We start from the raw sequence: 15,115 nt of genomic DNA, 5'->3' as shown, positions 1-15,115 counted from the left end.
TTTCTTATTTTGGAAGAGGCATCAGACAGTGCACACTTACCGTATGGCTTTGTTCATCATAATCATATTTCACCATACCTTCATATTGAGCTGCAATACGCTCAATGATTTTCATTCCATACCCATGTCCAGTTCCTTTTCTGGAATGAAAATCCGGTGCTTGAACAGTTGAATTGGTAACCTCAATAATCAGAGAATCGTTATGTATCATTAACTTTATGTCCACCTTCTTATGTTCACTACCCCTAGCGGCATCAATGGCATTATCCAGCATATTGAATACAAGAGCACACATATCCTTATCCTCAATACCTATTTCGTCATTTACAAATGCACTGACCTCAAACTGTATATCATTATTTGATTCAATTTTCGTATTCAGACATGCATCCAGAAACATATTCCCTGTCTTAATACGTTGTCCCAGTTCATCTACATCTTTTCTTACACGATCCAGATAATTCAAAAAATCACGGTCATGATGAATGCTTTCCAGTATCTCAATATGATTTCTCATATCGTGGCGAAGCTCTCTGTTTTTCTCCTGTTCCTCTTGTAAATCATGCATATATTGATTTTGTATATTTCTAGAAAGCTCCGTCAGTTCGATTTCACTCTTCTCCTGAGCAAGCAGCCAGAATCGAACAAAGATGAAATCTACGGTCAATGTCTGCACTACCATGAGCAGAAATACAAAGAACATAGCGAGATCCTTTGGATAAAGCTCCAACTCCCTCATGTACATCATAAGGACAAGCATGAAAAAAATTTGTAGAAAAACAAATGGAAGCAATTGTTTTTTTGATAATACGACGAAAAATCTACGATACAGATATACTGGTATCTGAAATGCTATTGCTGCACAGACATTAGCAAACATAATGGAAGCGGTGCGCAATATCCCGGGTACAAAGGTTGCATCAAATGCCCCGTTGAATAAATGGATATGAGCATACATAAATATTTCTATAAAGGTCATGAACGAAACCGTATAAAACAATAGATAAAATAGATTCAACAGTTTTATTTTTCTGCATAATACACAGATAAACAAAAAATCCGGAAGAGTAGAGAACATGTTGGATACTAAAAACATGATATCAGATACATCAATATTATTGGTAACAAGCATATTGATATAGCTGTATCCAATAATCAGCAGCACCGTACGAGTATTCCATTTTACATCATTGTTTACTCTGATAACGCAGAAGGCTATTCCTACAATATAAATTAAACAATACACATATTCCATAAATTCATTCATAACATCACTCTTTTCCTGCACAACTATTATATAAGAAGGCCTGTATGATGTCATGTAAAATTTAATTTTTCTATTTCTCTTGATTGAGATACCTTTTCCCTTCCCCCTTCCTACCATTATTATACTACAATATAACGGATTTTCGGTATACTATTTGCATGAATGGCCTTTTTTTTTGTATTCAATGGTCATGGTAATCCCTCCTGTTTTTCATAAAAACACACCATCTGTAATTTCTATTTATTCCATTCCATGGAATTTACGCAAAAAGCACCTATAGCAGGTACAGTGCTGTTATCTTACTGTCCTCTATAGATGCTATTTCAAACAATTTAATTCCAGGATATGTTATGAAATACATATTTGTATAAGAATATAAGAAGGGATCTGATTATGATAAACACAATAATTGAAAAGACATACCATGCTTTCTTAAGTACATTTAATTGCTTCTGAAGTATAATTTGGTGGACCTCTTATACTGCTGTTATATTCACTACATTTGGAACCGTGTATACAATGTCCGCCGATAATCGGCAGTCAAGGAACTCATGTAATAGAAAAGGGTGCCTTGTATCATCATACGACATGGATATGAAAAAACACCGCTAATAAACAGACATGCAGAAAGGCCGGGGCTTTTGCAGTTGTGATACATACATCATCATTATGGTTTTCATACTTGTTTTCATGGGACAGCCCCTCCTTTTTTTCGTATTTACAGTGCAGCACAAGCGGCTATAAAAATACAACAGGTATCCTCAAAATAGGAATTTTAAAATCACCTTTTTATTTAAGAGTAACCTGGCACCACTTATTCCAATCATAGTAATCACCTCATGTTCTTGTCAGCGATCCTTGCCGTGTTCATGATTTGAAAGTAAAAAATGACGGCATCATAGCTTTGTCGTCATTTGAAATAAAGCATCCATAATTTCGTTCTTACGCCGCCTGCTGATCTTCAGTACGCGATCAATACCCTTTACATGCAGTTCAAACCCGCGAATGGAGCGGATATATTCGATGTTCACAATATTGGCACGATTGATCTGAACGAAGCGGCTGTTTAATTCTTTCATCATGCGTTCCATGGAATACATGCGAAATATGTATTCACGATCCTTGGTATATGCATAGACGTCCTTAGAGAAATACTCCATATAAATGATATCCTTTTGTGCAAGCATCTCATAACCGCCATCAGTACGTATCTTAAAATCAGCGTTATCCTGTAAAAACTCAAAAGCATCCTGCAGCGTTCTCTTCAGCTTTTCATCTATTTTGGATTTCAGAACATAGCGGAATACGTTGATTCCAAATGCATCCTCCATACGATCTGCATAATTCGTTACATAGATCACCAGTGTCCGTTCATTGGCAATATACTTTGCCAGATGAATCCCATCCATGCCCGGCATTTCGATATCCAGCAGAAGTATGTCATATATATGTTTACTTCTCAAAAAATCATTTACATTATTATACGTATCGATGAAAAGCTGTTCCTCTAATCCAAAGGCCTCAATTTTATCACGAATCATATTTGTATAGCATGGTTCATCATCCAGTAATGCTATATGGTAAACAGTCTGCATATATATTCCCCTGTCTTTTCTTTTATTGCCATTACCAGCAGGCAATGCTGCTGTCGGTTCTTGACTCACTTCCTGCCATAAATGTTCCATTATCAAGCCGCACAATAATCTGCCCGCGTCCGAAGCCGGCAGTCTCCAAATCAACCTGAAGCTGATGACCACGCTCCTGCAGCTTTCTTGCAATGTTGGTATCAAAGCTGTCCTCTATGATAAATTTTTTATCCTTCACCCACTGCCAGCGGGGTGCATCCAGTGCCTGCTGTGGATTCAGATGGAAATCAATCATATTCATAACCACCTGCACATGTCCCTGGGGCTGCATATAGCCGCCCATGACGCCGAATGGACCAACTGCTTTTCCATTCCTTGTAAGAAATCCGGGAATGATGGTATGGTAGGTACGCTTTCCGGGAACAAGAGCATTGACATGATTACGATTCAAAGAGAAATCATGTCCGCGGTTTTGAAGGGCGATTCCTGTGTCCTTTACTACAACCCCACTGCCAAAGCCCATATAATTGCTTTGAATGAAGGATACCATATTTCCTTCGCTGTCTGCTGTACATAAATATACGGTACCGCTTTTCGGCGGCATGTGGACCGCAGGCTGTTTGGCAAAAGCTTCGATTTCCCGCGAACGCTCTCTGCCATAGGCTGCATGTAACAGGCTTTGTACCCCGGTTTTCATATATTGGGCATCTGTAATATGATGCAAGCCGTCTGCAAATGCCATTTTCATCGCTTCAAACTGATGATGAAACATTTCCTCATCACGCTGTGCAAACTGGAATTCCTTTAATATATTCAATGCCATCAATGCAACGATTCCCTGTCCGTTAGGCGGCAGCTCCCAAACATCATAGCCGTGATAATGTACTGAAACCGGATCCACCCATATTGCCTTATGCTGCTGCAGATCCTTTTTCCGCAGGTATCCGCCGTGTGCGATACTGTCTTCTTCTATACGCTGTGCAAGCTCTCCTTCATATAAGGCGGCTGCCTGTGTTTCCGCTATTTTCTCCAATGTTTTCGCATGATCCGGAAGCTTTACCAGCTGTCCTACCTCCGGTGCCATTCCCTGAAAGGTGAATGTCTGAAACCATTGTGCAAATACCGGATCATCCTTTTTATCCGTATAGCTTCTGACAGCCATCTTCCACATTCTGGAAAGATCCGGCGGTACCGGATATCCGTCACGGGCGTAGGTGATCGCAGGTGCGAGTACCTGCGCAAAGGGCAGCTTTCCAAACCGGCGGCTTAATTCCGCCCACGCCTTGGGTGCTCCCGGTACCGTTACCGGTGTCCATCCATGCTTCGGCATTTCCGTGATACCCTGTTCCTTCAGTTTTTCTATTGAAATTTCCATAGGTGCACAGCCTGAGCTGTTTAAACCGTACATGGCATCCTTGTACCACACAATGGCGAAGGCATCGGAACCGATACCGTTTGCTGTAGGCTCAACAACGGTAAGTGTTGCGGCTGTCGCAATCGCGGCATCAATGGCATTGCCACCCTCTCGCATAATCTGCAATCCCGCTGCAGCAGCAAGATTGTTTCCGGTAGCAACAACACCGTTTGCGGCTATTGTGGGATAGCGGCCTCTGGTATAGGGCTGATGATATATATTGAACATAAGTAAACCTCCATATGTATTATTATATAGTGTAGCGCTTTCTCTTACAATCCCAAAACCAGGGGAAAATACCCCACAGTTCTTGTATTTATGTTTGTTTTTTGTATAATATGGGTATTCTTTATATGGAAATGAGGGTGTTTATGAAAATTTACTGGGAACTGTTTTCTGTCTTTATGCGGATCGGAGCCTTTACCTTTGGTGGAGGCTATGCCATGCTGCCGCTGATACAGAAGGAAATTGTGGATAAAAAGCATTGGGCCACAGAAGAGGAAATTATGGATTACTATGCGGTTGCGCAGTGTACACCGGGAATCATCATGGTGAACACGGCAACGTTTATCGGCTTTTATGAGAAAGGAATCCTTGGTGCTATTATCGCAACGCTGGGTGTTGTTACGCCAAGCATCATCATTATTCTGCTGATTGCCTCTGTGCTTACCACCTATTCCTCACTTGCTATGGTTCAGCATGCTTTAGCAGGTATCCGTGTCGCGGTTTGTGTTCTTGTTTTAAACGCTGTAGTCAAGCTCTGGAAAAGCGGCATTAAGGATACCTTCGGCATCTTGTTATTTGCCGTTGTCCTAGCTGCAATCACCTTTACCAGCGTATCAACCGTCCTTGTTGTTATCATCGCCGCATTACTCGGTGTGATTGTCTGTGCACTTCGCCGCAGGGAGGTGAAGGAATGAATCTGGAGTTATTGCTGCTTGCCTTCTACGAATTTTTCAAAACCGGACTGTTTGCCCTTGGAGGTGGTCTGGCTACCATACCGTTTCTTACGGAAATGATGAATAAATATCACTGGTTTACTGCAGATATGCTGACCGACATGATTGCTGTGAGTGAATCAACACCGGGTGCAATCGGTATCAATATGGCAACCTACACCGGTTATCATATCAATGGTGTGCTGGGTGGTATCGTTGCGACGCTTGGGCTTGTTGCGCCAAGCATCATCGTGATCTGTATCGTTGCGCAGTTTCTGAAGAAGTTTAAGGACAGTGAGCTGGTGAAATCCGTTTTCTACGGTATTCGTCCAGCAGTCACTGCACTCATCGCCTCTGCCGGTATAACGATTTTCATCGCTGCTTTATTTCAGGATAGTGAAAATTTCATGGAAATGGTCAAATGGCCGTGTATCCTGCTGTTTGCCGTTATCTATTATTTATCGAATAAACGCAAATGGCATCCAATTTTGTGCATTGCTGCTTCCGCCGCTGTGGGTATACTGTTTCAGCTGTAGAATATATGGGAAGCTTCGCTCCCTATATTTGCAACAAATTATTTCATATTCAAAACGATTGAAAATCGTAAAATCGCTAATATTTTAATTTATATCAAAGAAAGTGAACTTATAGATTTCAACGATATTTTATCCATATTCATCAGAAAAAGAAGGGGTCTTTCGCATTGTGTGAAACACCTCTTTTTTACTATACTTCACCCATGTCTAATCTATCTCTGTTCCTTATTAACAGATAGATTTCCTATCATAAAAACGGAAGGATATCCAACAATAACGGTGATAGATATTGTCGGATAAGATATTTACACCGAAAATATCTTAAGCATTATAATCTCGAAATAGATTCTCCGCTCATGATTTGTGTTAGCAGTAAAAGCTATATCTATCTTATATTCAAAAAGATTGAACTTTTAATCGTGCTAAGCTCAATCTTATATAGAATAAAAGTTTATTAAAGAAACATCAGCATATATAACGGGTAATCCTCTATCCTTTCAGATATATTTAAATTTCTGATAGAAAAGCGTAATGCTCTTTTCGGCTCATACTTATCTATATACGCTTTTAGACTTCTTGCCCTTGTGTTCATGGAGCTTTTCACTTCAATAGGTACAATACCGCAATCCTGTTCAATAATGAAATCTATCTCTGAATGAGAAGACGGTTCAAAATAATGCAAACTGTATTTATTGAATGTCAGCATCTGCGCCACAATGTTTTCATAGATTGCTCCCTTATATACACCTAACTCATTCTTCAGAATATCCTGCATCACATTTTCTTTGAACTGAGAGAGTAATAAGCCAGTATCACTCATATATATCTTATATACAGAAGATTCCTTATAGGCCTCCATCGGTACATCGATACATTGCAGCCGGTAACAAAATGAAATAGTCCCGCTGTCTTTCAGCCACTGCAGGCTGTTTTCAAAATGCGCTGCCTGTCCTCCCTTTCTCACGAGCTTATATTGAAACTTCTTATTTTCTTTTGCGAGCTGCAGAGGAATGGAACGAAAACATTCATGTGTTCTTATTTTTTCTGATGCATCTGCGTATTTTGCCATATCCCGATAGTAGCCTTCTACTATTTGCTGCTGAATATTTCTTGTCTTTACAAAATCCTCGGTTTCCACAAAGGTTTTCACCGCTTCCGGCATACCCCCGGTTATTATGTAATTTCTGAAGTGCTTCATATATTCTTTATGAATACCTTCATTTACTCTTCGCTTTTCTGTATAACATTCCTTAAGGTAGGAAATATGTTCAGCTTTTAAGCCAACAGCATATAAAAATTCCATAAATCCCATTGGTTGCATTTCCATGGATTCCACATAGCCTACAGGATAGGAGGAAGTACGATTCACAGCTACTCCCAGCAGACTGCCGCTCAAAATGTAATCATAAGGTGTTTCTGTACCTAGAAATTTGATGGATGTCAACGCCTGGGGACACGCCTGTATTTCATCCAATATAACTAAAATTTCTTTAGCCTTCCAATCTGCTTCAGGGAAGAAAACCTGCAGATTCATCATGATTTCTTCCGGTTTCGATGTCTGTTCAAAAAAAGCTCTGATATCATCATCTCTTTCAAAGTTAATATATACATAAGATAGGTAGTGTTTTTTAGCAAAATTAAGTATGCTGTATGTCTTTCCCACCTGTCTTGATCCAGATATAAGTAAAGGTTTATGATTTTCCTGCTTTTTCCACTTTAAGAAATTTTCTTCTATCATTCGATACATAGCATCACTCCTATAATAGTAGTATACTACATTTGAATGCAAACGCCAACCCTGTGACATTTTTTTATGAACATAAAATTATAATTATTTTTATTTTTGTGTACATAAAATAATAAATTTTTATGATTTTATGAAGGTAAAACCATTTTCACCCTTGTTATCATTCTAACATAGCTGTTTATGATTATTAAGCTATCCTTCAACAATCTCTTAATAAGACTTATCCCATCAACTGCAATAATCAGTTACCTTTTTTACCAGCTTCACTTTTACGATTCGATTGGCAATACAATTTCCACTGTAAATATTTTATGATTAACAGTTCTTGTAATAATGCCATTTTTCTCCTTCACCACTTCACAAACACGGTTAAAGCCGATTCCGTGATTTTCTTTATCTTCTTTACTTGTAATAAGCTTCTGATTATCCATATGGATTTCTTCTATATTACAGCTATTTTCTATAATAAGCCTAACCCTGTCCGCTTTTTTTATTGTTGAAAGCTTTATAAACCTTTTATTTTCTACGTATTTTTGAGCCTCTATAGCATTATCAATCAGATTTCCCAGGATCGTTGTCAATTCAAAAAGATTCAGAAAATCCAGCGTATTTTTAAAACCACACGTTAAATCAATATTTAGTGATTTTATTTTTTCTACTTTTGAATGTATCAGATAATTCAAATACATATTTGATGTTGAAAGAACATCTATAATTTCCATCTTTCCCATAATATCCTGCAAATATTTTAATGCCAGCTCATCATCAACCTTAATCGTTGATTCTAGCATAATGAAATGATTTTTTAACTTTCAAATTCTAACACAATGATTACCTCTCTGGCATACCTGCTCTCTTCATATCCTTTAAGAACCACCCCAGCAATACGATACCTTTCCCGATCGAACTAATCGTAATTGCCCACCAGACGCCATTCAGCCCCAGCCACCTTCCCAGCAATATCGCCATCGGTATTCGTGCGCCGGTTAACGTGATACTTACAATGGATGGAGGCAGCGTTTTCCCAAGTCCGCTGAAGGCACCAGCTGTTGTGATTTCCATACACATAAACAACTGGGAAACACCAAGAATACGAAGATAATCCACCCCCATTGGCAACACCTCTGCTTCCTGAATAAAGACCTGAAAGATGAGCTGTGGAAAAACAATCAGAACAAGAGAACAGAACACACCCCAGGACAGCATGACAATCATGGAGAGCCGATACCCCTCCCGGATTCTATCTGTATTTTTCGCACCATGGTTCTGAGCCACAAAGCTGTTCAAAGCCGCCGCATAGCCTTCCGCAGTCATCCAGGATATGGATTCGATTTGCGAGCCTACCTTCTGGACTGCCACGGCAGCATCTCCCCAGCCTGCAATCAATCTTGCAATGACCATGGAAATGCCAGAAAACAGCATACTTTGCACAGCGGAAGGTAGCCCGATACGGAAAATTTCCATGGTATGCTGTGAAGAATAAGAATGCAGTATATGGACATTACTGAACAAGACCGTATCCCGTAGTATGGTATGCAGAAACAACAGCATAACCACCAGCTGTGCAAGAACTGTCGCAATTGCAGCCCCCGCAACACCCATTGGAGGAATTGCACCAAAGCCGAAAATAAACAGCGGATCCAGCACGATATTCAAAACAAGCCCGATACCGGTAGCGATAAAGGAGGTTCTGCTGTTCCCCATCGCTGTCAGAATCCCGGTGAATATCTGATTCATAAAAGAAAATATGACCAGACCGCAGGTAATCATCAGATACAGCTTTGCATCCTGTATGACCTGTGCGCTGTTCAGCTGAAAGAAGCCGATCATCTCATCCGCAAACACAATAGACAGAATACCGAAGCCGATGGCAAATACAATTCCCATCTGAATCGAGCTCTGTGCATAGGACGCCGCATCCTCCTTCTTCTGCGCCCCCAGCGCATGGCCGACCTTAATCTGACCACCCATCTTCGCCAATGTCGCCAGACCGTTGGACAGCCACATAAACATACCGGCTGCACCAACGGACGCAACAGCACTTGCACCGATTTTTCCAATCCATATCATGTCGATCAGATTATAGGCCATCTGGATCAGACTGGTTGCCATGATTGGCAATGCCAGCGCGCTTAATGCAGGAAGAATGTTTCCCTCCAGCAAATTGATACGTGTTTTCATACGTCACCCTCTTTCAAAAGAAAGGCTTCAGACCAATCCAGTCTGAAACCACTGATTTATTGTGGATAAACGAGCTGTTCCTCGTTCCAGTCCTTCATCACCTGACCATAAGCCTTTGCATAGGCCTTCGCCTTGGCAAGATCATGATCCAGATAATTGCCACACTCCTTAGACTCCTGTGCACCTGGGATATCTCCCTCAAATCCCGCAATGAACGCCATCGTATCCTTAACCAGCTGTACCGCCTGCGCCTTACTGATAGAATCTCTCGTTAGAAAATAGAAGCCTGTTCTACAACCCATCGGCCCGGCATAAATGACTGCATCACTGTATACCGAATTTCTTACATAGGTAGCGAACAGATGCTCAAAGGTATGAAGACCATCGTTATCCAGATACGTACCGCAGTTTGGCTTCACCATTCTAAGGTCATAGGTAATAATATCTCCATCGATTCTTGATATATACATTCCTTTTTCCAGTATGTCATGATCAATACAAAAGCTTGTAATTTTTTCCATGTTATATTCACCTCTATGTTCCATTATAAAGGGATAAAACAAGACTGTCCAGCTGAATCCTTTGTAGAAACGGCAACAGCAAGTTATTTCTTTCTCTGTTAAGCGTTTTGCGTAGTCATGCACTGTCAGATTTTATAATATATTCTTCTCTATTCACATCTGGTTTAAAAGCATTCGGTAACTTCCTTCCTGAAAAAGCATATATATTTTCTGTTTTCACGTTATAATACATATAGAATAGGAAAGCGGTGCACCACATGGATGAGCAAAATACAGCTATAATGCTATCCCACCGTGCTGCCAGTGGACAAGGTGAACATTCATGAGAACAGAAGACGAAATAATGAAGCTGCTGATCAACACAGCTGCGCAGGATGATAGGATACGGGCGGCTTACCTGGAAGGCTCCCGTGTGAACCCGGATGTGCCCAGGGATATGTTTCAGGATTATGATGTCGTATATATCGTAAAAGAAACAGCTTCCTTTCAAAAAGATAACAGCTGGATTGATCGTTTCGGTGAACGGCTTTATATGCAGTATCCGGAAGACAGTGTCTATGATCCAGGGGATAAAGAAAACTGTTACGGGTGGCTTATGCAGTTGAGGGACGGAAACCGGATTGATCTTCATGTCTGCACACAGGATTATGCAAAGACGCACCTGGAAGCCTATCAAATACTGCTTGACAAGGATGGAATCCTCCCGCAGCCAAGTAAAAAAGCACTTCAGCAATACTGGATTCAAAAGCCTTCACAACAGCAGTTTTCCTGTACCTGCAATGAATACTGGTGGTGTTTGAATAATGCCGCGAAGGGATTAAAACGAAATGAGCTCCCCTATGCACTGGATGTTATTGAGTTTACCCTGCGACCCATGCTGAAACGTCTATTGGAATGGAAAATCGGCATTTCCTATAACTTTCAAATCAGTGCCGGAAAATGCGGAAAATATATGGAACAGCTGCTGCCAGATGCTGTATATCAGACCTTTCTGGCAACCTACGCAAAAGCTGAGAGTGAGGCGCTGTGGCAGGCGGTGTTTACAATGTGTGAGCAGTTTCATGAAACAGCTATAGAAATAGGATGTCAGCTTGATCTGACCTACAATGCACGGGAGGCATTAAACAGTATGAAGTATCTGAAGGATGTCTATTTTCTGCCAAGGGGTGCTAAAGAACTGCAGGAATACATGCAGCGCTAATTCTTTTAAGAATACGGCACGCTGCAAACAAGAAAACAGGATATAAGGGAAGCGCAGAACGTATGATATAGAAGCGAAAATAAATCTCAGACATAACACTTCGAGGCTTCCTCAAGACAAATACACAGGACGATGATCTGTAGAATCACCGCCCTGCTTTTCACTATTGATTTTCTTTTAAATACACCATAACCTGATCGCTGTTTTCCGCCTGATCCAGCATATCGAAGAATTCCTGCTTATTAAACATCTCCAGAAGCTCCGCCATGGCGCACAAATGCGTCTGATTATCTGTAGCACTCAGGCTGAAAATATATTTTACCGGGTCATTGTCACGGTTTCCAAATTCGATCGCGCTGTTTAATACGCCAACCCCAAGTGCAACGGACAACGCCCCAGCTTCCGGCTTCACATGCGGCAGCGCCACATGCTTTGTGATAACGATATACGGCCCTACGATCCTTACGCTGCTAATGGTTTCCTCCACATAATTCTGCGTGATATAGCCATGCTGTACCATCGGCTCATAGGCTTTCCGCACAGCCTCCTCCCAGTTATCGGCATCCATATGCAGACGGATCAGCTCAGGCTTGACCATATCCGCAAGATGCAGGACACGTTCCTCCTGTGTAGTCGTGTCAATATGAGAGAAATACGTAATCAGCTCATTGTACAATGCATGCTCATTCTGGATATTCGCATATTTTGCTACGATCCCCATCACGACATCAACATTGGGCTGCTTTAAAAAATGGCTTCCCATCTGCATGTAGACCTCGCGCATTACCTGATAGCGCTCTGCGATGGACATGACCGGACTTACCCGAATGACAGGCGCATGGATACCCGCACCCAAAGAAACATAGCTTGTGGAAAATATGATATCCACATGCTCTTTGACGTCATGGATATGCGAGGTTTCCAGCGGTGGCAAAAAATGCAGCTCGGGAAACATACCGGTAAGCTCGTTATAAAGAATGGCAGAGCTGCCGATTCCATTGGAACACACCACCAGTGCAGTCTTCTGCTTCGCTATTTCAAACGCTTTCTGATCGGAATAAATGGAAGCAAAATGCATGGTCAGATATGCAATCTCTCCTGCCGGAATATCTCCACCGAAAATCACATGAAACGGCTTCATGGTTTCCTCCACAAGCTGATACAGCTCCCGGTATTCCTCCCTCACCTTGTCACACAGTGGATTGAATATCGGCAGACGGCAGAGCAGACGGTAATAGGCCGGTCGAAAATGAGAATACAGCTGAATGAAGATTTCCTCGGTATTGCGGTAATGGGCTCCGCTCAGATATTCAAAACGGGTCATGATTTTTCCGATGATATCGGAGATCAGTATACAATCCTTGGTCTCCTCATTGATATCGCCAAAGGAAATTCCCAGTATCCACGAGGAGATATAATTGATATCCGTATTTGTAATATTGTCAGTGTTCTTGTAATTCTTTAACAGCTCCACCGTAAACTCATATTCCTTCATCGAGGATATTGCTTCCATATCCAGCAACGCATGGATTTCCTCCTCTGTGTTTTTTCCACTCTGCATACGTGCCTTCAGAAAAATAAAAATATAAATAAACTCCACCAGACGGTCTTCTACAAACCGAATGTTATGCCGCTGTGCAAGCTCCGTGATCACCAGCCGTGAATAATCAAAAATATCCAGATTGAAATCGTCGATGAAGACATCGAAGATTTTAGCACTCTGTTCCTCGGCAAGTGTATAAATGACATACTTCATCATCATTCTGCGGATTTCCATTTCGGAGCCAATCAGATAATAGCCCTTGGTCCGGTTGTTTCTCACCCGGATGCCGCGCTCCTCCAGCATTTGTGTCAGTTCCTTGAAATCCAGCAGCACCGTGCTTCTGCTCACACCGAGAGAATCAATGAAATCACTCAATGACAGATACTCACTGTTCATAAACAGCATCAGATACATATAGATCTGACGTTCCTTTTTGTTCATGTAATACTGGCTGCTTTGATTCATCTCCTGAAGCAGCTCCTCAAGCTTCTGCCGTGCTTTGGAATCCAATCGAATTTCCTTCGCTGTTCCAATGGTAATGATGGGCGCATGATGCTGCCGCAGCAGATCGTTCACCTTTTCAATACGATAGGTTGCCTGACGACGGGTAATGCCGGCACTTACTTCGATATCCTTCAGAGTGAGATAAGGCTTATTGGACAGCACCTGCATGAGTGCCATGAGTTCATTATCCATACACATACCTCCCCATATGATGCTTACAACTAGATTTTATCTGAAAACGGTATCACTGACAAAGTGTTTTCGGTACAAGTTTTGTTTTGTATACGCACAAATTTTGAACTCAAAAAAAGGCGCAGCTCATCATACGCCTTTCATTGTATCATAATGGCTTTTAAAACGTTATCCCGCCGTAGTTTGCATTTCCAGTCTTGCTTCATCAATCAGCGTTCTGATTGAGCGTGCATTGGCTGCGATTTCTTCCCGGCTGCCTTTTGTGAGAAGTGAGCCGAAGCCGCAGCAGTCCACACCACGCAGCACATAATCCTTCAGATTTTTCAGATCAATTCCACCGCTCGCAAGAATCGGCATATAGGGAATCGGCGTCTTGAATACGGATACCAGTCTGGGACCATAGAAATCGGAAATCGGAAACGCCTTGATAAAGGCTGCCCCTGCTTCCAGAGCCTGAAGTGCTTCCGTTAATGTCGTGCAGCCCGGCGCATAGGGAATCTGATACCGGTTGCACATAACGGCAACCTCCCTAGAAAAATTCGGTGCTATGATAAACTGCGCATTGTGAAGGATGGCATGTCTGGCTGTTTCACTGTCAAGCACGGTTCCTGCTCCGATGATCAGACGATCCTGAAATGTCTCACGCAGAGCCTGAATCACCTCACCTGCATTGGGCAGCGTATAACTGATTTCAAGACAGCTGACGCCCCCTTCCAGACATCCGTTTGCGATTTCTATTCCCCGCTCTATCGTTTCGACACGAACGATTGCCATAGCGCCTGTTTCCGCTATGCGTTTTGTTAGCTCTGCTTTCTGCATATACGTACCTCCTGTTGTTTTAGCTTTATGCCTTTTGTACAACCTCGCAGGATATGTGATGGGTATGAAGGCAGTCCATGGCATACTTCTGTACATCATTCAGCTTCTTTCTCTGAAAGAGATAGACCGCCCCTGCGTATTGCCAGCCGGAGGGGTGCGTCACATGATCTCCTGAGAAAAAGAGCTTGACAGAGCTGCTGCTGCGAAGAATTTTTACCGCACGAATATCCCTATATTTCATGTGCCGCTGCTCTTTGGGAAGTGCCGGAAGAATCACCTCGTCGCGTTTAAATTCACATACCGGGGTGTTTTTGACAAGCCGAAAGCCATAACGGTACATGGCTTTTACAGAAAACCAGAGACCTGTGATGCTTAAGAACGCAAGCAGGAAATGTCCGGAACCGTAAACATAGATTGTCAGCAGCATAAGCAATATGGTTAAGCACAGATTCAGCAGCGTATACAGTAGCAGCTTTCCTCTATCTTCCCGTACGATGTATTCCTTCATATCCATCATCCTTTCCCGTGTTATTATATGAGATGGTAATACTGCAGCATCTCTTTGATTTTTTCATCATCCTGTGCACTGCATTCCAGTACCGGCTTTCTTGCCGGTCCGATTTCCGCAATCCCTGCCAGCTCTGCCGCACGCTTCATGACAACCGG

13 protein-coding genes are annotated in these 15,115 nt (G+C 41.9%); 3 read left to right on the top strand and 10 right to left on the bottom strand.

Going from position 1 to position 15,115, the window contains the following annotated elements:
- Positions 1-4: 4 nt before the first annotated feature.
- The 3 genes from ACESPQ_RS00065 to ACESPQ_RS00055 all read right to left on the bottom strand — a co-directional run bounded on the left by ACESPQ_RS00065 (position 5) and on the right by ACESPQ_RS00055 (position 4,495).
- Positions 5-1,267: a sensor histidine kinase gene (locus tag ACESPQ_RS00065; RefSeq protein WP_009588429.1), complete on the bottom strand. Its 1,263-nt coding sequence runs from the start codon at positions 1,265-1,267 to the stop codon at positions 5-7.
- 896 nt (positions 1,268-2,163) lie between these two features.
- A complete protein-coding gene (locus ACESPQ_RS00060; RefSeq protein WP_002606441.1) occupies positions 2,164-2,862 on the bottom strand; it encodes a LytR/AlgR family response regulator transcription factor in 699 nt (232 codons plus the stop codon).
- 31 nt (positions 2,863-2,893) lie between these two features.
- Entirely contained in the window at positions 2,894-4,495 is a 1,602-nt protein-coding gene (locus ACESPQ_RS00055; RefSeq protein WP_257320483.1) for a gamma-glutamyltransferase family protein, read from the bottom strand.
- A gap of 143 nt (positions 4,496-4,638) precedes the next feature.
- On the opposite strand from ACESPQ_RS00055, the gene ACESPQ_RS00050 reads away from it, so the two are divergent.
- Together ACESPQ_RS00050 and ACESPQ_RS00045 are read left to right on the top strand one after the other, a co-directional pair.
- On the top strand, positions 4,639-5,187 hold the full coding sequence (locus ACESPQ_RS00050) for a chromate transporter (RefSeq protein WP_002606443.1): 549 nt from the start codon (positions 4,639-4,641) through the stop codon (positions 5,185-5,187).
- Positions 5,184-5,741 carry a chromate transporter gene (locus ACESPQ_RS00045; protein ID WP_002606444.1) on the top strand — a complete coding sequence of 186 codons (558 nt, stop codon included), beginning with the start codon at positions 5,184-5,186 and terminating at the stop codon, positions 5,739-5,741. Before ACESPQ_RS00050 ends, ACESPQ_RS00045 begins: the two co-directional genes overlap by 4 nt.
- A gap of 454 nt (positions 5,742-6,195) precedes the next feature.
- Here the strand turns inward: ACESPQ_RS00045 and ACESPQ_RS00040 are convergent, their stop codons facing one another.
- From ACESPQ_RS00040 to ACESPQ_RS00025, 4 genes are all read right to left on the bottom strand, one after another.
- Positions 6,196-7,479, bottom strand: coding sequence for an ATP-binding protein (locus tag ACESPQ_RS00040; RefSeq protein WP_233105366.1), 1,284 nt, complete (start codon positions 7,477-7,479; stop codon positions 6,196-6,198).
- Between the two features lie 278 nt (positions 7,480-7,757).
- On the bottom strand, positions 7,758-8,219 hold the full coding sequence (locus ACESPQ_RS00035) for a GHKL domain-containing protein (RefSeq protein ID WP_257316139.1): 462 nt from the start codon (positions 8,217-8,219) through the stop codon (positions 7,758-7,760).
- A gap of 100 nt (positions 8,220-8,319) precedes the next feature.
- A complete protein-coding gene (locus ACESPQ_RS00030; RefSeq protein ID WP_257335056.1) occupies positions 8,320-9,669 on the bottom strand; it encodes an MATE family efflux transporter in 1,350 nt (449 codons plus the stop codon).
- Between the two features lie 56 nt (positions 9,670-9,725).
- Positions 9,726-10,190, bottom strand: a complete 465-nt coding sequence (locus tag ACESPQ_RS00025; RefSeq protein WP_002606448.1) for an S-ribosylhomocysteine lyase — start codon at positions 10,188-10,190, stop codon at positions 9,726-9,728.
- Positions 10,191-10,512: 322 nt separating this feature from the next.
- Between ACESPQ_RS00025 and ACESPQ_RS00020 the strand changes: the two genes are divergently transcribed.
- Complete coding sequence (locus ACESPQ_RS00020) at positions 10,513-11,391, top strand: aminoglycoside 6-adenylyltransferase (RefSeq protein WP_373143730.1); 879 nt, start codon at positions 10,513-10,515, stop codon at positions 11,389-11,391.
- A gap of 163 nt (positions 11,392-11,554) precedes the next feature.
- Here ACESPQ_RS00020 and ACESPQ_RS00015 read toward each other — a convergent pair whose 3' ends face one another.
- The 3 genes from ACESPQ_RS00015 to ACESPQ_RS00005 all read right to left on the bottom strand — a co-directional run bounded on the left by ACESPQ_RS00015 (position 11,555) and on the right by ACESPQ_RS00005 (position 14,957).
- Positions 11,555-13,630 (bottom strand): BglG family transcription antiterminator, encoded by a 2,076-nt coding sequence (locus tag ACESPQ_RS00015; protein WP_002606450.1) that lies wholly within the window; start codon positions 13,628-13,630, stop codon positions 11,555-11,557.
- 168 nt (positions 13,631-13,798) lie between these two features.
- On the bottom strand, positions 13,799-14,449 hold the full coding sequence (locus tag ACESPQ_RS00010; protein ID WP_002606451.1) for a ketohydroxyglutarate aldolase: 651 nt from the start codon (positions 14,447-14,449) through the stop codon (positions 13,799-13,801).
- A 25-nt stretch (positions 14,450-14,474) separates the two neighbouring features.
- Positions 14,475-14,957 carry a hypothetical protein gene (locus tag ACESPQ_RS00005; RefSeq protein ID WP_002606452.1) on the bottom strand — a complete coding sequence of 161 codons (483 nt, stop codon included), beginning with the start codon at positions 14,955-14,957 and terminating at the stop codon, positions 14,475-14,477.
- Positions 14,958-15,115 lie beyond the last annotated feature (158 nt).

It is taken from the genome of Clostridium sp. HGF2 (assembly GCF_964240115.1).
GTDB lineage: Bacteria > Bacillota_I > Bacilli_A > Erysipelotrichales > Erysipelotrichaceae > Clostridium_AQ > Clostridium_AQ innocuum.
The sequence above is the reverse complement of the archived record's forward strand: the minus strand, read 5'-3'. Positions and strand labels throughout refer to the sequence as shown.

Coding starts and splice junctions, on each gene's coding strand:
- ACESPQ_RS00065 (WP_009588429.1), bottom strand. CDS start 1,267: ATGAATGAATTTATGGAATATGTGTATTGTTTAATTTATATTGTAGGA.
- ACESPQ_RS00060 (WP_002606441.1), bottom strand. CDS start 2,862: ATGCAGACTGTTTACCATATAGCATTACTGGATGATGAACCATGCTAT.
- ACESPQ_RS00055 (WP_257320483.1), bottom strand. CDS start 4,495: ATGTTCAATATATATCATCAGCCCTATACCAGAGGCCGCTATCCCACA.
- ACESPQ_RS00050 (WP_002606443.1), top strand. CDS start 4,639: ATGAAAATTTACTGGGAACTGTTTTCTGTCTTTATGCGGATCGGAGCC.
- ACESPQ_RS00045 (WP_002606444.1), top strand. CDS start 5,184: ATGAATCTGGAGTTATTGCTGCTTGCCTTCTACGAATTTTTCAAAACC.
- ACESPQ_RS00040 (WP_233105366.1), bottom strand. CDS start 7,479: ATGATAGAAGAAAATTTCTTAAAGTGGAAAAAGCAGGAAAATCATAAA.
- ACESPQ_RS00035 (WP_257316139.1), bottom strand. CDS start 8,219: ATGGGAAAGATGGAAATTATAGATGTTCTTTCAACATCAAATATGTAT.
- ACESPQ_RS00030 (WP_257335056.1), bottom strand. CDS start 9,669: ATGAAAACACGTATCAATTTGCTGGAGGGAAACATTCTTCCTGCATTA.
- ACESPQ_RS00025 (WP_002606448.1), bottom strand. CDS start 10,190: ATGGAAAAAATTACAAGCTTTTGTATTGATCATGACATACTGGAAAAA.
- ACESPQ_RS00020 (WP_373143730.1), top strand. CDS start 10,513: ATGAGAACAGAAGACGAAATAATGAAGCTGCTGATCAACACAGCTGCG.
- ACESPQ_RS00015 (WP_002606450.1), bottom strand. CDS start 13,630: ATGGATAATGAACTCATGGCACTCATGCAGGTGCTGTCCAATAAGCCT.
- ACESPQ_RS00010 (WP_002606451.1), bottom strand. CDS start 14,449: ATGCAGAAAGCAGAGCTAACAAAACGCATAGCGGAAACAGGCGCTATG.
- ACESPQ_RS00005 (WP_002606452.1), bottom strand. CDS start 14,957: ATGAAGGAATACATCGTACGGGAAGATAGAGGAAAGCTGCTACTGTAT.